Origin of the sequence: Xanthomonas sp. LMG 12460 (assembly GCF_009192895.1) — a bacterium.
GTDB lineage: Bacteria > Pseudomonadota > Gammaproteobacteria > Xanthomonadales > Xanthomonadaceae > Xanthomonas_A > Xanthomonas_A sontii.
Genome location: NZ_NKUH01000101.1, coordinates 1 through 23,832 on the forward strand (window position 1 = coordinate 1; position 23,832 = coordinate 23,832).

Genomic DNA, 23,832 nt, shown 5'->3' on the forward strand with positions numbered 1-23,832 from the left:
CGCCCCTTCGGGGCACCTTCTCCCAAAGGGAGAAGGGAGAAGCCGGCTCCGGTCGGATGGCTGAGCCCCTCTCCCTCCGGGAGAGGGGTTGGGGTGAGGGTCCGGGCGCGCAGCGCACCCGCAAATCCCCAATCCCGAATCCCCAATCCCGAATCCCCAATCCCGAATCCCCAATCCCGAATCCCCGCTAGTAAAGAATGCGCGTCCGCAACGTCCCCGCCACCTGCGCCAGTTCCTCCTTCAGCACCGCCGCCTGCTCCTCGCTGGCGCCGACATCGATCACCACGTAGCCGACCTTGGGGTCGGTGCGCAGGAACTGGCCGTCGATGTTGACGTTGTGGCGCGAGAACAGTTCGTTGATCTGCGACAGCACGCCCGGCACGTTGCGGTGGATGTGCAGCAGGCGCAGGCTCTCGGCGTGCTCGGGCAGGGTCACCTCGGGGAAGTTCACCGCCGACAGGGTGCTGCCGTTGTCGCTGTAGCGCACCAGCTTGGCCGCCACTTCCACGCCGATGTTGTCCTGCGCTTCCAGCGTGCTGCCGCCGACGTGCGGGGTCAGGATCACGTTGTCGTGCGCGGCCAGCGGCGATTCGAACAGGTCGCCGTTGCCCTTGGGTTCGATCGGGAACACGTCCACCGCAGCGCCGCCGATGTGGCCGCTGCGCAGCGCCGCGGCCAGGGCATCGATGTCGATCACCGTGCCGCGCGAGGCGTTGATCAGGTGCGCGCCCGGCTTCATCTGCGCCAGCTGCGTGGCGCCGATCATGTCGCGGGTGGCGGCGGTTTCCGGCACGTGCAGGGTGACCACGTCGGCGCGCACCAGCAGGTCGTCCAGGTCGGTGGCGGTGCGGGCGTTGCCCAGCGACAGCTTGGTCTCGATGTCGTGGAAGATCACCTGCATGCCCAGCGCCTCGGCCAGCACGCCTACCTGGGTGCCGATATGCCCGTAGCCGACGATGCCCAGCACCTTGCCGCGCGTCTCGTGGCTGCCGGCGGCCGACTTCGACCAGCCGCCGCGGTGGCATTCGGCGTTCTTCTGCGGAATGCCGCGCAACAGCAGGATGGCCTCGGCGATCACCAGCTCGGCGACGCTGCGGGTGTTGGAGTAGGGCGCGTTGAACACCGGAATGCCGGCCAGTTCGGCGGCGTCCAGGTCGACCTGGTTGGTGCCGATGCAGAAGCAGCCGACCGCGATCAGGCGCTTGGCGTGGGCCAGCACCTCGGCGCTGAGCTGGGTGCGCGAGCGGATGCCGACGATGTGCGCCTCGGCGATGCGCTGCTTGAGCTCGTCTTCCGGCAGCGACTTGGCGTGCAGCTCGATCTGCGAGTAGCCGGCCGCGCGGAACACGTCGACGGCGGTCTGGCTGATGCCTTCGAGCAGCAGCACGCGGATATCCTGCTTCGGAAACGAGGTCTTCTTGGGCGACATTGCGGCGAGGGAGCGATGGCCAACGGGCCGGTCACTATGCCAGATGGCTTCGCGCTTTGGTGCGCCGCAATAGGATGCCGGGAGACCGTGGATGCAACGCCGGTGGACGGTTTCAGGTGCATCGATTGGCGGTGGCCGGCGGGGGATTCGGGAGTGGGGAGTGGGGATTCGCAAACGCGGCGACCTGCTGGCCGCGAACTGGACGCCGTTGCGCAAGGCTGGCACGCTTGAACGATTGTCTACGCTTCGACTTCTCCACTTATGACCGACCCGCGCCTGGATGCCCTGGCCCTTGCCGTTCCCGGCCTGCGCCTGAAGACCGATCCCGCCGACCTCGAGCACTACGGCCGCGACTGGACCCGGCGCTGGACCCCGGCGCCGCTGGCGATCGCGTTGCCGGCGACAGTGGAGGAGGTGCAGGCGGTGCTGCGCTGGGCCAACGACCACGCGGTGGCGGTGGTGCCCTCCGGCGGCCGCACCGGCCTGTCCGGCGGCGCGGTGGCCGCGCACGGCGAACTGGTGCTGAGTCTGGAGCGGATGAACAAGGCGCTGGCGTTCGATCCGGTCGACCGCACCCTCACCGTGCAGGCCGGGATGCCGCTGGAGGCAGTGCACAACGCCGCGCGCGAGCACGGGCTGCTTTACCCGGTGGACTTCGCCGCGCGCGGGTCGTGCTCGATCGGCGGCAACATTGCCACCAATGCCGGCGGTATCCGCGTGATCCGCTACGGCAATACCCGCGAGTGGATCGCCGGGTTGAAGGTGGTCACCGGCAGCGGCGAATTGCTCGAGCTCAACCGCGGGCTGATCAAGAATTCCAGCGGCTACGATTTCCGCCAGTTGCTGATCGGCTCCGAAGGCACCCTCGGCATCGTGGTCGAAGCCACCCTGCGCCTCACCGACCCGCCGCCGCCGAGCAACGTGATGCTGCTGGCGCTGCCCTCGTTCGAGGTGCTGATGCAGGTGTTCGCCGCATTCCGCAGCCGGCTGCAGCTGGAGGCGTTCGAGTTCTTCACCGACCGTGCGCTGCAGCACGTGCTGGCGCACGGCGCGCAGGCGCCGTTCGACACCGTCTATCCGTACTACGTGGTCACCGAGTACGCCAGCGGCAACGAGGCGCAGGAGGCCGCGGCGCTGGCCGCGTTCGAGGCCTGCATGGAGCAGGGCTGGGTACTGGACGGGGTGATCAGCCAGAGCGAGGCGCAGGCCGCGCAGCTGTGGCGCCTGCGCGAAGGCATTACCGAGGCGGTGGCGCGTTACACCCCCTACAAGAACGACGTGTCGGTGCGGATCTCGGCGATGCCGGCGTTCCTGGCGCGGACCCAGGCGCTGCTCGGCGAGGCCTACCCGCAGTTCGAGGTGGTGTGGTTCGGCCACATCGGCGACGGCAACCTGCACATCAACGTGCTCAAGCCCGAGGCCACTGCGCCGGCGGAGTTCATCGCCGCCTGCGAGCACGTCACCAAGCTGCTGGCGCAGGTGCTGGCCGAGCACGGCGGCAGCATCTCCGCCGAGCACGGCATCGGCCTGGTCAAGAAACCCTACCTGGACAGCACGCGCAGCGCCGAGGAGATCGCGTTGATGCGCGCGGTCAAGCGCGTGTTCGATCCGTCCGGGCTGCTCAATCCGGGCAAGCTGTTCGACCCCTGAGTCCGGCCTGGCACCGCTGCCGCGCGGCCCGTTCAGGCGCTGCGCGGGGCGGACCGCTAGGCTATGCGGCGCGGCGCTGGCCGTCCCCTTTTTCACGATCCCGTTTGGAACGATTGCGATGACCCGAGTGACCGCGCGCTGCGCCCTGCTGTTCGCCCTGATCCTGCCCGCGTTCGCGCAGGCGTCCAGCTTCGCCGGCAGCTCCGCCGGTTCGGCCTCGGCCGGCTCGGCCGGCAGCTCGGCGTCCTCGGACAGCAGTTCCAACAACGACAAGGTGGTGCTGCAGGCGCGCGACGACGCGGCCGGCTTCGTCGCTAGCGCCGGCCGCATCCGCGGCGTGCAACTGGAAGCGGCGCTGCGCGTGCTGCGCGAGCGCAACCCGCAGGCGCAACAGGCCAGCGATCTGGAACTGGCGCAGGCGATCCTGGCGCTGTGATCGCGCGCCGGCCACGGCGCCTGCGCGCGCGGTGGCTGGCGGTCCTGGCGCTGGCTGCTGCGATGCCCGCAGCGGCCGCGCCGCTGTCTGCCGACGAGAGCGGGCTGAGCCCAGCCGAGCGCACCGCCAGCCAGGCCGTGCTGGCTGCGGCGCAGGCGCGGCTGCCGCCGGCCTGGACCGCGGCGCTGCCGGCAGGGCTGCCGCTGCAGTGGCGCGACGACCTCCCCGCACAGGTGCACGGGCGCGCGCAGGCCAAACGCCTGCTGTTGAACAAGCGCCTGCTGCGCGACTGGATGGCGGCAGAGGATCCCGACACCGATCCTGCCGTCGATCCGGCGCGGCGGCCGGCGCTGACCGCCTTGCTGCACGAACTGGCGCACTTCTACGACCGCTCCGCGGCGGGGCGGCTGTCGTCCGATCCACGCCTGCTGGATCTGGCCGGCTGGCAGGTCAGCCCGATGCGCCTGGGCCTGCGCCGCGGCCAGAACCGGTTCACCGAGCGCAGCCCGGATCGCTACGAATTGCAGTCGCCGGCCGAGTTCGTGGCGGTGAATCTCGAGCACTTCCTGCTCGATCCGGACTACGCCTGCCGGCGGCCGGCGCTGGCCCGCTACTTCGCCGCGCGCCTGGCATGGACGCCACCGGCGAGCGCATGCGCGCCCGGCCAGGTGTTCGTGCAGGACCCGCTGGCCGACGCGGCCGCCTTGCTGCAGGTGGACCCGGCGCGGATCTACGCGGTGGACTACCTGCTGGCCGAAGGCAATGCGCAGCCGATGAGCCACTGGGGCCACAGCATGCTGCGCCTGGTGATCTGCGCGCCGGGGCGGCCGCTGGGCCCGGCATGTCGGCTGGACCTGGCCGAGCACCGGGTGCTGTCGTTCCGCGCCTTCGTCGACGACGTGCAGATTTCCAACCTGCGCGGGCTCACCGGCTCCTACCCGTCGCGACTGTTCGTGCTGCCGCTGCGCCAGGTGGTGGACGACTACACCCAGGTGCAGTTGCGCGGCCTGCAGTCGCTGCCGTTGCGGCTGTCGCGCGAAGAGATCGCCGCGCTGCTGGAGCGTGCCGCGCAACTGCACTGGAGCTACGACGGCCGCTATTACTTCCTGAGCAACAACTGCGCGGTGGAGACCTACGCCTTGTTGCACGACGGCGTGCCGCGGTTGGCGGCCGCGCACCTGTCCGGGATCAGCCCGACCGGCCTGCGCCGGCGCCTGGTACGGGCCGGCATCGCCGATGCGTCGGTGTTCGACGACGCCGACGCGGCGGTGCGCGATGGCTACTTCTTCCCGGCGGCGAGCGCGCATTTTGCGCAGATGTTCGCGGTGGCGCGCGGCTCCCTGGCACTGCCGGCCCGCAATGCCGACGCGTGGCTGGACCTGCCGGCCGCGCAGCGCGCGCCGTGGCTTGAGCGTGGCGACCTGCGTGCCAGTGCCGCCTTGTTGCTGCTGGAGAACGCCGCCCGCCGCCGCGCCGAACAGCGTGGGCGCGATGCGTTGAAACAGCGCTATCTGGGCAAGCCGCTGCCGACCGCGGTGGCCGGTGCGGGCGAGCGCGATGCGGGTGCCGACACGCGTGACGCTGCCAGCGCGGTGCGTGCCGTGCTGGCCGAGCAAGGGCTATTGAGCCAACCGGCGAGCCTGCTGCAGGGGCAGCCGGGCTATGGCCTGCCGCAGGCGCAGGAACGTGCCTGGCTGCAGGTGCAGGGACAGGCACGGATCGCGGCGCTGCACGACGACGGCGCCGCGCTGCAGACGCGCCTGCGCGGGTTGCTGCCGGCGCCGCTGCAGGCGGACCTGGCGCAGATCGATGCCAACCTGGCGACGCTGGGCGCACGCCTGCGCACGCTCAATCGCGAAGCCGGTGGACTGCAGTTGGAGTCGCCGTCGCTGTTGCGGCAGCGTGGTGGGCAGCCGTAGCGCAGCGTGCGGGCTTGCGATGCGAGGCGATCGAAGGGAACTGGATCGCGCGTGCGGTTGACGGCGGCGCGGTCGCGGCGTGAGTCCGCAGCACCTGTGCTTCGCAGGCGCAGCCGTGTTCGCATGAAGGAAGACTGATAGCTCCATGGGTCGGGACTGAAGTCCCTCCCACAGAAACGCGGCGCAGCTTCCAACCCATTTATGTAGGGGCGGCTTCAGCCGCGACGAGCGAAGACGCGAAGCAGGCCGATGTCGACGGCCGTCAGGGCCGACGCCGATGCCCGCAAGGGCGCCACCTTGCCGGCCGGCAAGCCGTCATCACGGCAGCTCAAGACCCGCATCCTCGCCGTAGCGGCGCAGCCAGGCGTCGCGCGGCGGATCCTGGCGGTACTGTGCACGCAGCGTCGCCCAGGTCTGTTCGTTGCCGTCGCAGTACTTGGCCATCGCCTGCTCCAGTTCGCGCCGCCGCGCCGCGTCGTAGGGCTCTTCGCCGGCGAAATGGGTGCAGGTGTCCTGGCGCGCGACGAAGGCGCGGATCGGCTCGGGCAGCGTGCAGAAACCGTCGTGGTGCTCGGGATCGACCGCGTCGGGAATCGTGCACGCGGGCTTGGGGGCGGCCGCGGTGGCCGGCGTCACCGGCGCGGCGAGCGCCAGCACCGGCACGGCCAGCAGCAGGCCGAGGCAGGCGGGCCGCGGCGCATGCGCGGCGCTGCCTGTGCGGGAGACGTGGGTGACACGGCGCCCGCGCATGGGCTCAGTCGGCGCGACCGGCGAACTCGCCGGTGGTGGTGTTGACCAGCACGCGCTCGCCGTTGCCGATGTACTCCGGCACCATGATCTCGATGCCGGTATTGAGCTTGGCCGGCTTCGGGCGCTTGGTGGCGGTGCCGCCCTTGAGCTCAGGCGGGGTCTCGATCACTTCCAGGGTCACGCTCTGCGGCAACTGGATCGCCACCGGCTGGTCGTCGATGACCTGCACGTAGATGCCGCTGAGGCCGTCGGTGATGTAACCCGCATCGGTGCCGATCGCATCGGCGTCCAGGGTGTAGGGGGTGTAGTCCTCGTCGTCGAGGAACACGAAGGCCTCGCCGTCCTTGTACGAGAAGGTGGACTGGCGGCGCATCAGCTCGACTTCGCGCAGGTCGTCGTCGCCGTCGAAGCTGGCATCGAGCTTGTTGCCGCCCGGCACGCTGTACATCACGAAGCGGAAGCGCACGTTGCCGCCGCGGCCCTGCGGCGAGCTGCGCTCGATGTCGCGGATCTGGTACACGCCGTTGTTGTACTCGACGACGTTGCCTTTCTTGATTTCGTTGGCTTTCATTTGGGGCTGGGAATCGGGAGTTGGGAATCGGGAATGGGAAAAGCAAAGGCGGAGAACTGGCAATCGGAGGGAAGCGCTTTTGCGATTCCCCATTCCCGATTCTCCATTCCCCGCTACTTCGGCGCCAACCGCACCGCGCCGTCGAGGCGGATGGTTTCGCCGTTGAGGTAGCGGTTGCGCAGCAGGAACATCACCGTGTCGGCGAATTCGTCCGGGCGGCCGAGACGCGAAGGATACGGGATCGAGGCGGCCAGCGACTGCTGCACGGCCTCGGGCATGCCGTCGACCATCGGGGTCCAGAAGATGCCCGGGGCGATGGTGTTGACGCGGATGCCGAAGCGCGCCAGTTCGCGCGCCATCGGCAGGGTCATCGCCACCACGCCACCCTTGGACGCGGCGTAGGCGGCCTGGCCGATCTGGCCTTCGTAGGCGGCGACGCTGGCGGTGTTGACGATGACGCCGCGCTCGCCGTCCTCGCCCGGGGCGTTGTGCTGCATCAGGTCGGCGGCGGCCTTGGCGACGTTGAAGCTGCCGACCAGGTTGACCATCACCGTGCCCTGGAAGGTGGCCAGCGGCATCGGCGCCTCCTTGCCCAGCACGCGGCCAGCGCCGAGGATGCCGGCGCAGTTGATCGCGGCATTGAGGCCGCCGAGGAAGCCCTGTGCTGCGCCGAGCTGCGCAGCCACCTGGGCCTCGTCGCTGACGTCGGTGCGCAGGTAGCAGGCCCGGTCCGCGCCCAGGGCGGCGACCGCGGCCGCACCCTTGTCGTCGTTCAGGTCGAACAGCGCGACCTTGCCGCCTTCGGCGACGATGCGTTGCGCCACAGCCAGGCCGAGGCCGGACACGCCGCCGGTGACCACCGCTTTCAGATCGGCAAGCTGCATGGATGTTCCCTCCCAGGAAAACGCCCAGTTTAGAGGCTGCCGCCCCATCGCGGCGAGATCGGCGACGGGCCGCGGCGTGCAGGTCCGTCGCCGGGTAAGGAACTGCCGCGGCTCAGCCCTCGGCGGCCAGCGCCTGGCCGACCTTGCTGCCGGTCGGCCGGCCCAGTTTCTGCGCCAGCCAGCGGCCGGTCGCGGCCAGCGCGGGCAGGTCGATGCCGGTCTCCACGCCATTGCCGTGCAGCAGGTAGACCACGTCCTCGCTGGCCACGTTGCCGCTGGCACCCTTGGCATATGGGCAGCCGCCGGCGCCGGACACCGCGGCATCGACCACGCGCACGCCTTCTTCCAGGCAGGCGGCGATGTTGGCCAGGGCCTGGCCGTAGGTGTCGTGGAAGTGCACCGCCAATGCGTCCATCGGCACCACGGCGGCGACCGCGCGCAGCATCGCCCGCGCCTTGCCTGGCGTGCCCACGCCGATGGTGTCGCCCAGCGAGATCTCGTAGCAGCCCATCGCATGCAGCCGCTGCGCCACCCGCACCACGTCGGCCAGGGGGACGTCGCCCTGGTAGGGGCAGCCGAGCACGGTGGACACGTAGCCGCGGACCTTGACACCGTCCGCCGCCGCGCGTTCCAGCACCTGCGCGAAGCGCGCCAGCGATTCGTCGATGCCGGCATTGGTATTGGTGCGGTTGAACGTCTCCGAGGCGGCGGTGAACACGGCCACCTCGCGCACGCCGACCGCGGTCGCGCGTTCGTAGCCCTGCAGGTTCGGCACCAGCACCGGATAGTCCACGCCCGGCACCTGCGCGATGCCGGCGTAGACCTCGGCCGCGTCGGCCAGTTGCGGGACCCATTTCGGGCTGACGAAGCTGGTCGCCTCGATGCTGCGCAGGCCGGTGCGCCCCAGTCGCGCGATCAGCTCGATCTTGTCTTCCGTGGCGACCCAGGCCTTCTCGTTCTGCAGGCCGTCGCGCGGGCCGACTTCGACGATGCGCACGCGGTCGCTCATTCGCGGAATTCCTGCGCCGTTGGCCGGGCGCTGCGCACGAAGCGGGAAGCAAAGAGGGTCATGGGATTCCTGATGAAGAGAAGCGGTGAAGCAGCGGCAGGCATGGTTGGCGCCAGGTGCACCGGGCGCAATGAGGCAGCGCGGATCAGGCCGACGCCGGGCGGTGGCAGACCGCTTCGATGTTGTGGCCGTCCGGATCCAGCAGGAACGCGCCGTAGTAGTCGGGGTGGTAGTGCGGGCGCAGGCCCGGTGCGCCGTGGTCGCGGCCGCCGGCGGCCAGGCCGGCGCGATGGAACGCGTCCACCTGCGCGCGGCTGGCGGCGACGAAAGCCACGTGCACGCCATTGTCGCCGGCGTCGCGGCCGCCATCGGCGATCCAGAAGCTGGGCTTGCCGTCGCGCCCGAAACCGACGTGGCGCTGGCCGCCGCTTTCCTCGGCGCTCACCTGCATCACCACGTCCAGCTCCAGCGCGGCCAGGGCGGCGCGGTAGAAGGTCAGGCTGCGGTCGAGGTCGCTGCAGCGCAGGCCGAGATGGTCGATCGGGTTCATGGACTAGCCCTCCAGGCCGGTTCGCGTTTCTCCAGGAACGCATTCAGTCCTTCCTGGCCTTCGGCCGAGACCCGCAATTGCGCGATCAGGGCGGCGTTGGCCTGGTCCAGCGCATCGCGCTCGCCGCCGGCGGCGACCCGCCGCACCAGGGCCTTGGCGCCGGCGGCGGCCAGCGGCCCGGCCTGGCCGAGCAGGGCGACCTGGCGCTGCACCGCCGCGTCCAGCGCCTCCGGCGCCACCGCCTGGTGGACCAGGCCGATCTGCGCCGCGGTGGCGGCGTCGAAGGTTTCCGCGCTGGCGAACCAGCGCCGCGCCTGGCGCGCGCCGATCGCGGCGATCACGTACGGCGAGATCACCGCCGGCAGCAGGCCCAGGCGGCTTTCGCTGAGCGCGAAGCGCGCATCGGTGGCGGCCACGGCGATGTCGCAGCAGGCGACCAGGCCCACCGCGCCACCGAACGCCGCGCCTTGCACCCGCGCCACCGTGGGCTTGGGCAGTTCGTCGAGCAGACGCATCAGCCGCGCCAGGGCCAGCGCATCGTCCAGGTTCTCCTGTTCGCCGGCGCCGGCCATCGAGCGCATCCACTGCAGGTCGGCACCGGCCGAGAACGCCGCGCCGGCACCGGCCAGGACCAGTACCTGCACCTGCGGATCGGCGCCGATCTGCAGCAGGGCGTCGCTGAGCTGGACGATCAGCGCGGCGTCGAAGGCGTTGCGGACCTCGGGTCGGTTCAACTGCAGGGTCAGGACCTTGCCGGATCGTTGCAACAACAGGGCATCGCTCATCGAACACGCTCGTACAAAGGGAAAACGGCAGCCATACGGCGATCATAGCCGGCCGTGCCGGTCCCGCCATGACGCGCCGCGGCGATGCTACAATTGATAACCATTCTTATCGACGGAACGTGCTGTGACGTTGTCCGACATGCCGTTGCGCAGCAGCGCCCTCGTGGAATCCGTGCACGACCGCCAGGCCAACGACGCCATCGCCCGGCGTCTGCGCGAGCTGGGCTTCGTCGCCGGCGAACAGGTGCAGGTGCTGGCCAGCGGGCCGATCGGTGGCGAACCGCTGCTGGTGCAGGTGGGGTATACGCGCTTCGCGCTGCGGCGCAGCGAGGCGGCACGGGTGCAGGTCAGCGCGCTGGACGAGGTGCGCTCGTGAGCGCGGTGGCCGCGCCGCTGCGCCTGGCCCTGGTCGGCAACCCGAACTGCGGCAAGACCGCGCTGTTCAATCAGTTGACCGGCAGCAAGCAGAAGGTCGCCAACTACGCCGGCGTCACCGTCGAGCGCAAGGAGGGCCGCTTCCGCGCGCCGTCCGGGCGCGAGTTCGCGGTGCTGGATCTGCCCGGCGCCTACAGCCTGCAGCCGGCCAGCCTGGACGAGGCGATCACCCGCGACCTGTGCCGCGGCTTCTACCCGGGCGAACCGGCGCCGGACGTGCTGGTCTGCGTGGTCGACGCCACCAATCTGCGCCTGCACCTGCGCTTCGCGCTGGAACTGCGCGAGCTGGGCAAGCCGATGCTGGTGGCCTTGAACATGGTCGACGCGGCGCAGCGCCGCGGCATCCAGATCGACCGCCAGGCGCTGGAACAGGCGCTGGGCGTGCCGGTGATCGAGACCGTGGCGGTGCGCCGCAACGGCGCCCGCGCCCTGGTCGAGCGGCTGGACGCGCTGGCGCCGGCACTGCCGCCGGCGGTGGCGCCGAGCGAAGGGCAGGGCGACTACCACCAGCAGGTGCGCGCGATCCTGGCGGCGGCGGTGTCGATGCCGACCCGCACCTCGCGGGTGGACGATGCGCTGGACCGTTGGCTGCTGCATCCGGTGGCCGGCCTGGTGACCCTAGTGCTGGTGATGTTCCTGATCTTCCAGGCGGTTTTCGCCTGGGCGCAGCCTGTGATGGACCTGATCGACGGTGGGACCAAGGCGCTGGGCGTCTGGGTCGGCGGAACGCTGCCGGAGGGACCGTTGAACAGCCTGCTGGTGGACGGCATCATCGCCGGCCTCGGTGGGGTGGTGGTGTTCCTGCCGCAGATCCTGATCCTGTTCGCCTTCATCCTGGCGCTGGAGGAATCCGGCTACCTGCCGCGCGCGGCGTTCCTGCTCGACCGCATGATGGCCGCGGCCGGCCTGTCCGGGCGCTCGTTCATCCCGCTGCTGTCCAGCTTCGCCTGCGCCGTGCCTGGGATCATGTCCACGCGCAGCATCCAGGACCCGCGCGATCGCCTGGCGACCATCCTGGTGGCGCCGCTGATGACCTGTTCGGCACGCCTGCCGGTGTACACCTTGCTGATCGCCGCGTTTGTGCCGCAGAAGCAGGTGTGGGGCGTGCTCAATCAGCAGGGCCTGGTGTTGTTCGGCCTGTACGTGGCAGCGATCGTCAGTGGTTTGGCGGTGTCGTGGACGATGAAGAAGTGGCGCCGCGACAAGGGCGAGCATCCGCTGCTGCTGGAACTGCCGTCCTACCGCGTGCCGCACCTGCGCGATCTGGCGCTGGGCCTGTGGGAGCGCGCGGCGATCTTCCTCAAGCGCGTCGGCGGCATCATCCTGGCGTTGACCATCCTGCTGTGGTTCCTGCTGAACTTTCCGGCGCCGCCGGCCGACGCCACCCTGCCGGCGATCGACTACAGCTTCGCCGGCCGCATCGGCCATGCCATGACCACGGTATTTTCGCCGCTCGGCTTCAACTGGCAGATCTGCATCGCGCTGATTCCCGGCCTGGCCGCGCGTGAGGTGGCGGTGTCGTCGCTGGCGACGGTGTACGCGCTGTCGGCGGCCGACGACGATGCCGCCGCGCAGGCGCTGTCGCCGCTGATCCACGATGGCTGGTCGCTGGCCACCGCGCTGTCGTTGCTGGTCTGGTACATCTACGCACCGATGTGCATTTCCACCCTGGCCACGATCAAGCGCGAGACCAATTCGTGGAAGCAGATGAGCTTCGCCGCGTTCTACCTGTTCGCGCTGGCGTATCTGGCCTCGCTGGTCACCTACCAGGTTGCGGTGGCGCTGGGAGCCGGCTGAGATGAGCGCCTCGCTGTTGCTGCAGTACCTGGTGATCGCGCTGGCGGTGCTGGTCAGTGCCTGGGTGGTGTTGAAGAAGCAGTTCCCGGGCGCCGCGCGCAAGCTGCGCGGCGCGCTCGCACTACGCCTGCTCAAGCCCGGCCGGGCAGCCTGGCTGCAGGCGCTGGGGCGGCGCATCGCACCGCCTGCCAGCGCCGGTGCGGGCGCCTGTGGCGGCTGCGACAGCTGCGGGCCGACGCCGCCGCGGCGGCACTGAGTCGCGTCGCCCGTTGCTGGCCGGCGCATCGCTTGTGCGCCGCACATGCGCGTCGCGATGGCGGCGACTATCCTATGCCGATGACCAGCCCATTCCAGTTTTCCCGCCGTGCGCAGGCGCTGACCAGTTCGGCGATCCGCGAAATCCTCAAGGTCACCGAACGGCCTGAAGTGATCTCCTTCGCCGGCGGCCTGCCGTCGCCGGACACGTTCCCGGTCGAGCGCATGCGCGAGGCCTGCGACAAGGTGCTGCGCGACGCGCCACAGGCGGCGCTGCAGTACGGCCCGACCGAAGGCTATCTGTTGCTGCGCGAATGGGTGGCGGCGCGGCTGAGCCGCGACGGCGCCCACATCCGTCCCGGCCAGGTGCTGATCACCACCGGTTCGCAGCAGGGCCTGGACCTGCTCGGCAAGGTGTTCATCGACGAAGGCAGCAAGGTGCTGGTGGAAACGCCCAGCTATCTCGGCGCGCTGCAGGCGTTCTCGCTGTTCCAGCCGGCGTTCGCGGCAATGCAGTCGGACGACGACGGCGTGGTGGTGGACGCGCTGGACGATGCGCAGCTGGCCGGCGCGCGCTTCATGTACGTGCTGCCGAACTTCCAGAATCCGACCGGGCGACGCCTGCCGCTGCACCGGCGTCAGGCGCTGGTGGCGCGCGCGGCCGCAGCCGGCGTGCCCATCGTCGAGGACGATCCCTACGGCGAGCTGTGCTACAGCGGCGACACGCTGCCGAGCCTGCTGTCGATGAACCCGGATGGCGCCATCTACATGGGCTCGTTCTCCAAGGTGTTCGCGCCGGGCCTGCGCCTGGGCTATGTGGTCGCGCCGGAGGCGGTGCATGCCAAGCTGGTGCAGGCCAAGCAGGCGGCGGATCTGCACACGCCCTCGTTCAGTCAGCGCATCGTGTACGAAGCGGTGCAGGACGGCTTCCTGGATGCGCATATTCCCGGCATCCGTGCGCTGTACGCCAGCCGTTGCGAGCAGATGCTGGCCGCCCTGGCCAAGTACTTCCCCGCGCAGGTGCGCTGGAACCGCCCAGCCGGCGGCATGTTCATCTGGGTCGAACTGCCGGAGGGCATGGACGGCGGCGCGCTGCTGAGCAAGGCGATCGAGCGCAACGTGGCCTTCGTGCCGGGCGCGCCGTTCTTCGCGGTCGCGCCGCAGCGCAATACCCTGCGGCTGTCGTTCGTGACCGTGCCGGCCGAGCGCATCGAGACCGGCGTGCGCATCCTCGGTGCGCTGCTGCAGGACGAGGTCGCTGCGCACCGGCGCGCGACGGCCTGAGTCCGGCGTCGCCTCCGTCGATGACGTCGTCCGATGCTGCCGTCGCGTCCTGGACCATCGACGCGGTCCTGGTCGGCCGCGCGCAGGCGTTCACCCGCCCGGGCAGCCGCAGCGCGATCGACAAGCGGCCCCAGGACGGACGCCTGCGCATCGGCCCGGAGGGGCTGGAGCTGGACGAGCAGGGCGACCGCCGCGTGCATGGCGGCCCCGACAAGGCCTTGCACCATTACCCGCGCGATCACTACCCGGCCTGGCGCGAGGAACTCGGCGCACATGCCTTGCTGGACGCGCCGGGCGCATTCGGCGAGAACCTCAGCAGTAGCGGGGTGACCGAAGCCGACCTGTGCCTGGGCGACAGGCTGCGCCTGGGGACGGCCGTGGTCGAGGTGTCGCAGTCGCGGCAGCCGTGCTGGAAGCTGTCCGACCGCTTCGGCATGCCGGCGCTGGCGCGGCGCGTGCAGGACAGCGGCCGCACCGGCTGGTACTACCGCGTGCTGCAGCCCGGCGAGGTCGCCGCCGGCGATCGCCTGGAGTTGCTGGAGCGTCCGTATCCGCAGTGGCCGCTGGCGCGGCTGGTCGTCCTGCTGTACCGGCGCGAGATCGACCCGGCGCAACTGCAGGAGGTGCTGGCGCTGCCGCTGGTGCCGAACTGGCGCACCCTGTTCGAGCGGCGCCTGGCGCAGCGTGCGGTGGAGGACTGGGACAAGCGCTTGTTGGGGCAGGCGGCGGCCGAGTAGGGCGGTTGATCGATCCGGCGAGCGTGCTCCCCTCTTGGCGGGAGTGGTGGCGTCGACAGGTGCATGCCCGATTGGGTGGGTGCAACGCGTCGGGGCTGAAGTCCCTCCCACAGGGGGTGTCCGATCGGCTGCGATGTCTCTTGGCAGGTGCCGGGTGCCTCGCCCGGCGGCTTTTTTGTCGCTTCCAGTGCCGCCACGCCCCTTTGGGAGGGGCGGCAGCCCCGACGAGGGAAGCATCGCCACGTCCGAGGTGGCGCGTGGGACGCTTGCGTCTCGGGCGCGCGCGCCCTCTGTCGCACCCGCGCGCAAACCGCTAGCCTTGTGCCGATGACGACTTCTCCGCTGCGTGTGTTGATCCATGGTGCGTCGGGCCGGATGGGCCAGGCGTTGTTGCGGCTGGCCGCGCAGGACCCGGCGCTGCACGTGGTGGCCGCGGTGGTGCGGCGCGCGCCGGCGCAGCGGGTGATCGACGGCGTGCCGTACTTCGCCGCAGCCGAACTGGGCGGCGTGCCGGCCTTCGACGTGGCGATCGATTTCAGCCTGCCGCAGGGCTTCGACCCGGTGCTGGCCCTGTGCACCGCACGCGGTGCGGCGCTGGCGTCCGGTACCACCGGGCTGGAGGACGCGCAGCGGCAGGCGCTGGCCGCTGCGGCCGAACGCATTCCGCTGATCTGGGCCTCGAACTTCAGCCTGGGCGTGGCGGTGCTGCACGATCTGGTCGAGCGCGCCGCCGCGGCGCTGCCGGGCTGGGACTGCGACATCGTCGAATCCCACCACGTGCACAAGCAGGACGCGCCCTCCGGCACCGCGCTCACCCTCGGCGACGCGGCCGCGCACGGCGGCGCGACCCCGCGCTACGCCAGCCTGCGTGCCGGCGACATCGTCGGCGAACATCTGGTTCAGTTCGCCGGACTCGGCGAGCGGGTCGAACTGGTGCACCGCGCCAGCAACCGCGACATCTTCGCTCGCGGCGCGTTGCATGCCGCCGCGCGCCTGCCGGGGCGTGCGCCCGGGGCCTATCGGCTGCGCGACCTGCTCGGCTGAACGCGGTTTTCACATAAACGGCTGGCGCGGACCGCCCCGCGCCGGTACAATTCTCGCTCGCCTGTTACCCATCGCCACGGACCCGGAGAAGCGCCGAGTTCGCGGTTTCTTGCAGCCTGCAAGTTGGTGGGGCAGGGTTCCTCTCTCCCCAAGGCGAACCCCGTGACTCAACCCGCAATCCTTGTCCTTGAAGACGGCACCGTGTTCGAGGGCGAATCCGTAGGCGCTGCCGGCCTGTCCGTCGGCGAAGTGGTGTTCAACACCGCCATGACCGGCTACCAGGAGATCCTCACCGATCCCTCCTACGCCCGCCAACTGGTCACGCTGACGTATCCGCATATCGGCAACACCGGCTGCACCGACCAGGACGACGAGGCCGCCCAGGTCTGGTCGGCCGGCCTGATCGTGCGCGACGTGCCGCGCCGCCCCAGCAACTGGCGCAACCAGGTGGCGCTGCCGGACTGGCTGATCCAGCGCGGCGTGGTCGCCATCGCCGGCATCGACACCCGCAAGCTGACCCGCATCCTGCGCGAGAAGGGCTCGCAGAACGGCGCGCTGATGGCCGGCGAGGTGAACGTGGACACCGCGCTGGAAGCGGCGCGCAAGTTCCCGGGGTTGAAGGGCATGGATCTGGCCAAGGTGGTCTCCACCGACAAGTCCTATCCCTGGCGCGACGGCCAGCTCGACCTGGACAGCAACGCCTTCGTCACGGCCGAGCCCAAGTTCAAGGTCGTCGCCTACGACTACGGGGTCAAGCACAACATCCTGCGCATGCTCGCCGAGCGCGGCTGCGAGGTGACCGTGGTGCCGGCGCAGACGCCGGTCGCCGAGGTGCTGGCGATGAACCCGCACGGCGTGTTCCTGTCCAACGGCCCCGGCGACCCGGCGCCGTGCGACTACGCGATCGCCGCGATCAAGGAACTGCTGGCGCGCAAGATCCCGACCTTCGGCATCTGCCTGGGCCACCAGCTGCTGGCGCTGGCCGCCGGCGCGCAGACCCTGAAGATGGGCCACGGCCACCACGGCGCCAACCATCCGGTGCAGGATCTGGACAGCGGCCGGGTGATGATCACCTCGCAGAACCACGGTTTCGCGGTGGACGAGGCGACGCTGCCGGCCAACGTGCGCGTCACCCATCGCTCGCTGTTCGATGGCAGCAACCAGGGCATTGCGCTCACCGACGCGCCGGCCTTCAGCTTCCAGGGCCACCCCGAAGCGTCGCCGGGTCCACGCGACGTGGCGCCGCTGTTCGATCGCTTCACCGCGCTGATGGCGGCCGCCGCCTGATGGCCGCAGCGCCGGCCATGCCGTCGCCGACCCGCCGCTGGCGGTGGCCGGCCACGGCGTTGCTGGTGCTCGCCGCGTATCCGGCCTTCGTGCTGGGCGCGGTGTATCCGCAGTGGCTCAGCGCCGGCTTGCCGGGCGGACGCGACGGCCCGGCCGATGCGTACCGCCACAGCCTGGCCAGCGCCGTGGTCGCCTACACCCTGTCGCCGCGCTGCGTGGACTGGGTCACGGCGGTCATGGAGCGCGACGGCCACGGCAACGCCAGCCGGGCGATGGACGCCCACAACAACCGGATCGGCGCGCGCATCGGCGCCACCGCCAGCAGTTGGGCCGCGATGCAGCGCGAGGTTCGCGCCGCGGTCGACCATGGCGCGATCGATGCGCGTTCGCCCGATCAGATCACCTGGCGCGCCCCCGCGGCGTGGCAGGACCGCCTCTACTGAGAATCCCCCATGCCCAAGCGCACCGACCTCCAAACCATCCTCATCATCGGCGCCGGCCCGATCGTCATCGGCCAGGCCTGCGAGTTCGACTACTCCGGCGCGCAGGCGTGCAAGGCGCTGCGCGACGAGGGCTACCGCGTGGTGCTGGTCAACAGCAACCCGGCCACGATCATGACCGACCCGAACATGGCCGACGCCGTGTACATCGAGCCGATCAACTGGCAGACGGTCGAGAAGATCATCGCCAAGGAAAAGCCCGACGCGCTGCTGCCGACGATGGGTGGACAGACCGCGCTGAACTGCGCGCTGGACCTGGCCGACCACGGCGTGCTCGAGAAGTACGGCGTCGAGCTGATCGGCGCCAAGCGCGAGGCCATCCGCATGGCCGAGGACCGCGAGCTGTTCCGCGTGGCGATGGGCGAGATCGGCCTGGAATGCCCGAAGGCGGCAGTGGCGCACACCCTGGAAGAGGCGCTGGAGATCCAGGCCACGGTCGGCTACCCGACCATCATCCGCCCCAGCTTCACCCTCGGCGGCAGCGGCGGCGGCATCGCCTACAACCGCGAAGAGCTGATCGAGATCGTCGGCCGCGGCCTGGAACTGTCGCCGACCAGCGAAGTGCTGGTCGAGGAGTCGGTGCTGGGCTGGAAGGAGTTCGAGATGGAAGTGGTCCGCGACACCGCGGACAACTGCATCATCGTCTGCTCGATCGAGAACCTGGACCCGATGGGCGTGCACACCGGCGACTCGATCACCGTGGCCCCGGCGCAGACCCTCACCGACAAGGAATACCAGCGCCTGCGCGATGCCTCGATCGCGGTGCTGCGCAAGATCGGCGTGGACACCGGCGGTTCCAACGTGCAGTTCGGCATCAACGCGCAGACCGGCCGCGTGGTGGTGATCGAGATGAACCCGCGCGTGTCGCGCTCCTCGGCGCTGGCCTCCAAGGCCACCGGCTTCCCGATCGCCAAGGTCGCGGCCAAGCTGGCGGTGGGCTACACCCTGGACGAACTGAAGAACGAGATCACCGGCGGGCTGACCCCGGCCTCGTTCGAGCCGTCGATCGACTACGTGGTCACCAAGATCCCGCGCTTCGCCTTCGAGAAGTTCCCGCAGGCCGATGCGCGCCTGACCACGCAGATGAAGTCGGTGGGCGAGGTCATGGCGATGGGCCGCACCTTCTCCGAATCGCTGCAGAAGGCGCTGCGCGGCCTGGAGACCGGCAAGATCGGGCTGGACCCGACCGGGCTGGACCTGAGCAGCGAGGACGACCTGGCCACGCTCAAGCGCGAGCTGAAGGCGCCCGGTCCGGAGCGCCTGTTCTACGTCGCCGATGCGTTCCGCGCCGGCATGAGCGTGGAGCAGGTGCATGCGCTGTCGTTCATCGATCCCTGGTTCCTGGACCAGATGGAAGACCTGATCGCGCAGGAAGCGCAGCTGGCCGCCGACGGCCTCGGCGCGCTGGACGCCAAGCGCCTGCGCACGCTCAAGCGCGCCGGCTTCTCCGATGCGCGTCTGGCCGAGCTGTGCGGCACCAACGAGGCCGCGGTGCGCGCGCTGCGCCGCGCGCACAAGGTGCGCCCGGTATACAAGCGCGTTGACTCGTGCGCGGCGGAGTTCGCCACCAGCACCGCCTACCTGTACTCGACCTACGAGGACGAGTGCGAGGCCGCGCCGAGCGACCGCGACAAGATCATGATCCTCGGCGGCGGCCCCAACCGCATCGGCCAGGGCATCGAGTTCGACTACTGCTGCGTCCACGCGGCGCTGGCGCTGCGCGAGGACGGCTACGAGACCATCATGGTCAACTGCAATCCGGAGACCGTGTCCACCGACTACGACACCTCCGATCGCCTGTACTTCGAACCGCTAACTCTTGAAGACGTGCTGGAGATCGTCGAGCTGGAGCAGCCCAAGGGCGTGATCGTGCAGTACGGCGGGCAGACCCCGCTGAAGCTGGCGCGCGCGCTGGAAGCCAACGGCGTGCCGGTGATCGGCACCTCGCCGGACTCGATCGACCTGGCCGAGGACCGCGAGCGCTTCCAGCAGCTGGTCGACAAGCTGGGCCTGAAGCAGCCGCCGAACCGTATCGCCCGCAACGCCGACGAGGCGCTGGTGCTGGCGCGCGAGATCGGCTATCCGCTGGTGGTGCGCCCGAGCTACGTGCTCGGCGGCCGCGCCATGGAGATCGTTTACGGCGAATCCGACCTGGCGCGCTACGTGCGCGACGCGGTCAAGGTCTCCAACGATTCGCCGGTGCTGCTGGATCGCTTCCTCGACAACGCGGTGGAAGTGGACGTGGACATCATCGCCGACCACAGCGGCCAGGTACTGATTGGCGGCGTCATGGAGCACATCGAGGAAGCCGGCGTGCACTCGGGCGATTCGTCCTGCTCGCTGCCGCCGTATTCGCTGTCGCCGGCCACCCAGACCGAGCTGCGCCGCCAGGTGGTCGAACTGGCCAAGGCGCTGAACGTGGTCGGGCTGATGAACACGCAGTTCGCGGTGCAGGTGAACGATGCCGGCGACGACATCGTCTACCTGCTGGAAGTGAACCCGCGCGCCTCGCGCACCGTGCCGTTCGTGTCCAAGGCGATCGGCGTGCCGCTGGCCAAGATCGCCGCGCGCTGCATGGCCGGCAAGACCCTGGCCGAGCAGGGCGCGCTGAAGGAGATCGTGCCCGACTACTACTCGGTGAAGGAGGCGATCTTCCCGTTCGCCAAGTTCCAGGGCGTCGATCCGATCCTCGGCCCGGAGATGCGTTCCACCGGTGAGGTGATGGGCGTGGGCCGCAGCTTCGGCGCGGCGTTCGCGCGTGCGCAGGAAGCCGGCGGCATCAAGGCGCCGCCGCTGGGCAAGGCCTTCGTGTCGGTGCGCGATCCGGACAAGCAGCGCGTGCTGCCGGTGGCGCAGGCGCTGGTCGAGCGCGGCTACACCCTGGTTGCCACCCGCGGCACCTGCGCCTGGCTGCAGCAGCACGGCCTGCAGTGCGAGCAGGTGAACAAGGTCGCCGAGGGTCGCCCGCACATCGTCGATCTGATCAAGAACGGCGAAATCGTGTATATCGTCAACACCACCGAGGGCCGGGCGGCGATCTCCGACTCGTTCTCGATCCGCCGCGAAGCCCTGCAGCATCGCGTCACCTATTCGACCACGGTCGCCGGCGCGCGTGCGCTGGTGCATTCACTGGAATTCCGCGGCACCGGTCCGGTCTGGGCGCTGCAGGAACTGCACAAGGAGCTGGAAGCGTGAGAGCCCCGATCACCATGCAAGGCGCGCAGCGGTTGCGCGAGGAACTGGATCACCTGAAGTCGGTCAAGCGTCCCGAGGTCATCACCGCGATCGCCGAGGCGCGCGCGCACGGCGACCTCAAGGAGAACGCCGAGTACCACGCCGCGCGCGAGCAGCAGGGCTTCATCGAAGGCCGCATCAAGCAGCTGGAGAGCGAGCTGTCGCACGCCGAGGTCATCGACGTCAGCAAGCTGGCGGTCGGCAGCAAGGTGGTGTTCGGCGCCACCGTGACCCTGGCCGATGTGGAGACCGACGAAGAGAAGCGCTACCAGCTGGTCGGCGATCTCGAAGCGGACATCAAGCTCGGCCTGATCGCGATTTCCTCGCCGCTGGCGCGTGCGCTGATCGGCAAGATGGAAGGCGACAGCGTCAGCATCGATGCCCCGGCCGGACGCCGCGAGTACGAGATCGTCAGCGTCGCCTACGTCGGCTGATCCGATGGCGGTCGCCACCTTGCTGTTGCCGGAGCGGGTCCGCCTGGCCGGCGCCGTGCTGGCCGGCGAGGTGGCGCGCGCGTTCGGCCGCGCCGACCGCACGCAGGCCGCGCCCGGCGGCGAGGCGCAGTTGCGCCGCCATTTCGTGCTGGCGGAAGCATCGCTGCCGGCCGCGGCGCTGACCCGCCAACTGGACGCCGGCGATGCCGGCGACGGCCTGTGGCTGCGCGCCGATCCCGCCTATGTGGTGCCGGACATGCAGGGCGCGCGGCTGATGGCGCATGGCGACATGCTGCCGCTCGACGCGGTGGACCTGGACGCGCTGTTGCCGGCGGTCCAGGGCGTGTTCGCCGAGAGCGGGCTGACCCTGGACGCGCCCGATCCGACCCGCTGGTACCTGCGCCTGCCGGCCGACAGCGTGCTGCCGGTGTTCGCGGCACCGGCGCAGGTGCTCGGGGCGGACCTGTTCGATCATCTGCCGCAGGGCGAGGACGCGCGCCGCTGGCGTGCCCTGCTGACCGAAGTGCAGATCGTGCTGCACCAGCATCCCTGGAATCGCGAACGCGTCGCCCGCGGCCAGCCGGCGATCAATTCGCTGTGGTTCTGGGGCGGCGGCCGCCTGCCGGCCACCGTCGGCACTGCGCATGCGCAGGTGCGCAGCCGCGATCCGCTGTTGCGCGCGCTGGCCCAGGCCGCCGGCGTCGCCGATGCGCAGGCGCCGCGGGTCGATGCGCTGGTCGACCTGCGCCAGTTGCGCGCGCCCGAGCAGTTCGTCGGCGAGGTGGTGCAGCCGCTGCTGCAGGCGTTGCGCGATGGCGAGCTGCAGCAGCTGCAGCTGGATTTCGAGGACGGCACCTGTTTCCGCATTGCTCCCGCGCAACGCTGGCGCCTGTGGCGGCGGCCGCTGTCGCGCCTGGACGCATGAGCTTGATCGCGCGCATCGTGCGGCGGCCCGTGGCGGCCGCGGCCGGCCCATGGCACGAGGCGACGTTGCCGCTGTTGCGGCGCATCTATGCCGCGCGCGGCGCCCACGACAGCGGCCTGGCGCAGCCCAAGCTGGCGCAACTGCTGCCGCCCGATGCGCTGAGCGGCATCGACGCCGCGGTGGCGTTGCTGGCCGAGGCCATCGCCGCGGGCAAGCGCATCCTGGTGGTCGGCGATTTCGACTGCGACGGCGCCACCGCCTGCGCAGTGGCGGTGCGCGGGCTGCGCCTGCTCGGCGCCGCGCAGGTGCTGCACGCGGTGCCCAACCGCATGGTTCATGGCTACGGTCTGTCGCCGGCGCTGGTCGCGGAACTGGCGCCGTTGCAGCCGGACCTGCTGGTCACGGTGGACCACGGCATCGCCTGCCATGCCGGCGTCGCCGCGGCCAAGGCGCTGGGCTGGCAGGTGCTGGTCACCGACCACCATCTGCCGGGTCCGGCCTTGCCGCCGGCCGATGCCATCGTCGATCCGAACCTCGCGGGCGACGCCTTCCCGAGCAAGATGCTGGCCGGCGTCGGGGTGATCTTCTATGTGCTGCTGGCCTTGCGCCGGCACCTGCGCGTGCGCGGCGCGTTCGCGGCGGCACCGCCGGACCTGAGTGTGCTGCTGGACCTGGTCGCGGTCGGCACCGTCGCCGACCTGGTGCCGCTGGATCCCAACAACCGCGCGCTGGTCTCGGCCGGCCTGCGCCGCCTGCAGCGCGGCGAGGGCTGCCTCGGCCTGCGCGCCTTGATCGAGGCCAGCGGCCGCGACCCGGCACGGCTCAGCGCCAGCGACATCGGCTTCGCCCTGGCGCCGCGGCTCAACGCCGCCGGCCGCCTCGAGGACATGGCCCTGGGCATCGAGTTGTTGCTGTGCGAGGACCCGCAACAGGCGCGCACGATCGCCGCGACGCTGGAAGAGATCAACGCCGAGCGCCGCGCCGTGCAGCAGCAGATGACCGACGAGGCCGAAGCGGTGGTGGCGCAGGCGCTGCTGGCCGCGCCCGAGCAGCCGCCGGTGGCGGTGTGCCTGTTCGATGCGCAGTGGCATCCCGGCGTGATCGGCCTGGTCGCCTCGAAGATGAAGGACCGCCTGCATCGGCCGGTGATCGCCTTCGCCCCGGCCGAGCCGGGCAGCACCCAGTTGCGCGGTTCGGCGCGTTCGATTCCCGGCTTCCACATCCGCGACGCGATGGCGGCGGTGGAGGCGCAGCGGCCGGGCCTGATGGAGAAGTTCGGCGGCCATGCCATGGCCGCGGGCCTGAGCCTGCCGCAGGACGCGCTGGCCGAGTTCGAAGAGGTGTTCCGCGCGTATGCGCTGGCCAGCCTGGACGCGGAACTGCTGCAGGCCGAACTGCTCAGCGACGGCGTGCTGGAACCGCACGAACTCGACCATCGCCATGCCGAGGCGCTGCGCCAGGGTGGACCATGGGGGCAGGGCTTCCCTGAGCCGCTGTTCGATGGCGAATTCGAGGTGCTGCAGTGGCGCGTGCTGAAGGAGCGCCACCTCAAGCTGAGCCTGCGCTGTCCTGGCCGTGCCGCGCCCTTGAACGCGATCCACTTCAACGGCTGGCACGGCCGCGAACCGGGCCGCCGCGTGCACGTCGCCTATCGGCTGGTCGCCGACGACTACCGCGGCGGCGATGCGGTGCAACTGGTGGTGGAGCACTGTCTGCCGTTGGATGGCTGAGCAGTTGGCGGTCTGACGCTGCGCGTGGTGCCGGACCCTCACCCCAACCTCTCTCCCGCAGGGAGAGGGGCTTTGCTTTTCCTTCTCCCTTGGGGAGAAGGTGCCCCGCAGGGCCGGATGAGGGTAGGGCGCAGCCTCGCGCCGTCTGTTGCATCGCGCCTGTGACGGACCCTCACCCCAACCCCTC

22 protein-coding genes are annotated in these 23,832 nt (G+C 70.3%); 15 read left to right on the forward strand and 7 right to left on the reverse strand.

The annotated features are described in order from the left end of the window. Nucleotides 1-187 precede the first annotated feature (187 nt). Nucleotides 188-1,429, reverse strand: coding sequence for a phosphoglycerate dehydrogenase (gene serA / locus CEK66_RS17835; RefSeq protein WP_152237809.1), 1,242 nt, complete (start codon nucleotides 1,427-1,429; stop codon nucleotides 188-190). Between the two features lie 261 nt (nucleotides 1,430-1,690). Between serA and CEK66_RS17840 the strand changes: the two genes are divergently transcribed. From CEK66_RS17840 to CEK66_RS17850, 3 genes are all read left to right on the forward strand, one after another. Then, complete coding sequence (locus CEK66_RS17840) at nucleotides 1,691-3,079, forward strand: FAD-binding oxidoreductase (protein WP_152237810.1); 1,389 nt, start codon at nucleotides 1,691-1,693, stop codon at nucleotides 3,077-3,079. Nucleotides 3,080-3,197: 118 nt separating this feature from the next. Continuing rightward, nucleotides 3,198-3,515 (forward strand): DUF2388 domain-containing protein, encoded by a 318-nt coding sequence (locus CEK66_RS17845; protein ID WP_010341821.1) that lies wholly within the window; start codon nucleotides 3,198-3,200, stop codon nucleotides 3,513-3,515. Between the two features lie 62 nt (nucleotides 3,516-3,577). Next, on the forward strand, nucleotides 3,578-5,434 hold the full coding sequence (locus tag CEK66_RS17850; protein ID WP_226978670.1) for a DUF4105 domain-containing protein: 1,857 nt from the start codon (nucleotides 3,578-3,580) through the stop codon (nucleotides 5,432-5,434). Nucleotides 5,435-5,752: 318 nt separating this feature from the next. On the opposite strand, the gene CEK66_RS17855 is transcribed toward CEK66_RS17850, so the two are convergent. The 6 genes from CEK66_RS17855 to CEK66_RS17880 all read right to left on the reverse strand — a co-directional run bounded on the left by CEK66_RS17855 (nucleotide 5,753) and on the right by CEK66_RS17880 (nucleotide 9,983). Next, nucleotides 5,753-6,184 (reverse strand): hypothetical protein, encoded by a 432-nt coding sequence (locus tag CEK66_RS17855; RefSeq protein WP_152237811.1) that lies wholly within the window; start codon nucleotides 6,182-6,184, stop codon nucleotides 5,753-5,755. A 4-nt stretch (nucleotides 6,185-6,188) separates the two neighbouring features. Next, entirely contained in the window at nucleotides 6,189-6,755 is a 567-nt protein-coding gene (yeiP, locus tag CEK66_RS17860) for an elongation factor P-like protein YeiP (RefSeq protein ID WP_017912214.1), read from the reverse strand. A 113-nt stretch (nucleotides 6,756-6,868) separates the two neighbouring features. Then, nucleotides 6,869-7,639, reverse strand: a complete 771-nt coding sequence (locus tag CEK66_RS17865) for an SDR family oxidoreductase (protein ID WP_152237812.1) — start codon at nucleotides 7,637-7,639, stop codon at nucleotides 6,869-6,871. 112 nt (nucleotides 7,640-7,751) lie between these two features. Beyond that, entirely contained in the window at nucleotides 7,752-8,648 is an 897-nt protein-coding gene (locus CEK66_RS17870) for a hydroxymethylglutaryl-CoA lyase (RefSeq protein ID WP_152237813.1), read from the reverse strand. Nucleotides 8,649-8,793: 145 nt separating this feature from the next. Further along, complete coding sequence (locus tag CEK66_RS17875; protein WP_152237814.1) at nucleotides 8,794-9,198, reverse strand: VOC family protein; 405 nt, start codon at nucleotides 9,196-9,198, stop codon at nucleotides 8,794-8,796. Next, on the reverse strand, nucleotides 9,195-9,983 hold the full coding sequence (locus CEK66_RS17880; RefSeq protein ID WP_152237815.1) for an enoyl-CoA hydratase-related protein: 789 nt from the start codon (nucleotides 9,981-9,983) through the stop codon (nucleotides 9,195-9,197). Before CEK66_RS17880 ends, CEK66_RS17875 begins: the two co-directional genes overlap by 4 nt. Nucleotides 9,984-10,107: 124 nt before the next feature. On the opposite strand from CEK66_RS17880, the gene CEK66_RS17885 reads away from it, so the two are divergent. The 12 genes from CEK66_RS17885 to recJ all read left to right on the forward strand — a co-directional run bounded on the left by CEK66_RS17885 (nucleotide 10,108) and on the right by recJ (nucleotide 23,645). Beyond that, nucleotides 10,108-10,359, forward strand: a complete 252-nt coding sequence (locus CEK66_RS17885) for a FeoA family protein (protein ID WP_026144392.1) — start codon at nucleotides 10,108-10,110, stop codon at nucleotides 10,357-10,359. After that, complete coding sequence (feoB, locus tag CEK66_RS17890; protein WP_152237816.1) at nucleotides 10,356-12,215, forward strand: ferrous iron transport protein B; 1,860 nt, start codon at nucleotides 10,356-10,358, stop codon at nucleotides 12,213-12,215. The genes CEK66_RS17885 and feoB overlap by 4 nt, the downstream gene beginning before the upstream one ends. A 1-nt stretch (nucleotide 12,216) precedes the next feature. Beyond that, nucleotides 12,217-12,471, forward strand: coding sequence for a DUF6587 family protein (locus CEK66_RS17895; RefSeq protein WP_152237817.1), 255 nt, complete (start codon nucleotides 12,217-12,219; stop codon nucleotides 12,469-12,471). 74 nt (nucleotides 12,472-12,545) lie between these two features. Beyond that, nucleotides 12,546-13,754 (forward strand): PLP-dependent aminotransferase family protein, encoded by a 1,209-nt coding sequence (locus tag CEK66_RS17900; RefSeq protein ID WP_152237818.1) that lies wholly within the window; start codon nucleotides 12,546-12,548, stop codon nucleotides 13,752-13,754. A gap of 20 nt (nucleotides 13,755-13,774) precedes the next feature. Further along, nucleotides 13,775-14,491, forward strand: coding sequence for an MOSC domain-containing protein (locus CEK66_RS17905; protein WP_152237819.1), 717 nt, complete (start codon nucleotides 13,775-13,777; stop codon nucleotides 14,489-14,491). Between the two features lie 327 nt (nucleotides 14,492-14,818). Further along, a complete protein-coding gene (gene dapB, locus CEK66_RS17910) occupies nucleotides 14,819-15,535 on the forward strand; it encodes a 4-hydroxy-tetrahydrodipicolinate reductase (protein WP_152237820.1) in 717 nt (238 codons plus the stop codon). A 162-nt stretch (nucleotides 15,536-15,697) separates the two neighbouring features. Beyond that, on the forward strand, nucleotides 15,698-16,822 hold the full coding sequence (carA, locus tag CEK66_RS17915; protein ID WP_152237821.1) for a glutamine-hydrolyzing carbamoyl-phosphate synthase small subunit: 1,125 nt from the start codon (nucleotides 15,698-15,700) through the stop codon (nucleotides 16,820-16,822). Next, the gene (locus tag CEK66_RS17920; RefSeq protein WP_043091930.1) at nucleotides 16,822-17,265 is read left to right on the forward strand and encodes a hypothetical protein; all 444 of its coding nucleotides are present in this window, start codon (nucleotides 16,822-16,824) and stop codon (nucleotides 17,263-17,265) included. The genes carA and CEK66_RS17920 overlap by 1 nt, the downstream gene beginning before the upstream one ends. A gap of 9 nt (nucleotides 17,266-17,274) precedes the next feature. Beyond that, complete coding sequence (carB, locus tag CEK66_RS17925; RefSeq protein ID WP_017909455.1) at nucleotides 17,275-20,517, forward strand: carbamoyl-phosphate synthase large subunit; 3,243 nt, start codon at nucleotides 17,275-17,277, stop codon at nucleotides 20,515-20,517. Between the two features lie 8 nt (nucleotides 20,518-20,525). Then, nucleotides 20,526-20,990, forward strand: coding sequence for a transcription elongation factor GreA (gene greA / locus CEK66_RS17930; protein ID WP_026143501.1), 465 nt, complete (start codon nucleotides 20,526-20,528; stop codon nucleotides 20,988-20,990). A gap of 4 nt (nucleotides 20,991-20,994) precedes the next feature. After that, complete coding sequence (locus CEK66_RS17935; protein WP_152237822.1) at nucleotides 20,995-21,915, forward strand: phosphoglycerate mutase; 921 nt, start codon at nucleotides 20,995-20,997, stop codon at nucleotides 21,913-21,915. Next, on the forward strand, nucleotides 21,912-23,645 hold the full coding sequence (recJ, locus tag CEK66_RS17940) for a single-stranded-DNA-specific exonuclease RecJ (RefSeq protein WP_152237823.1): 1,734 nt from the start codon (nucleotides 21,912-21,914) through the stop codon (nucleotides 23,643-23,645). Before CEK66_RS17935 ends, recJ begins: the two co-directional genes overlap by 4 nt. Nucleotides 23,646-23,832 lie beyond the last annotated feature (187 nt).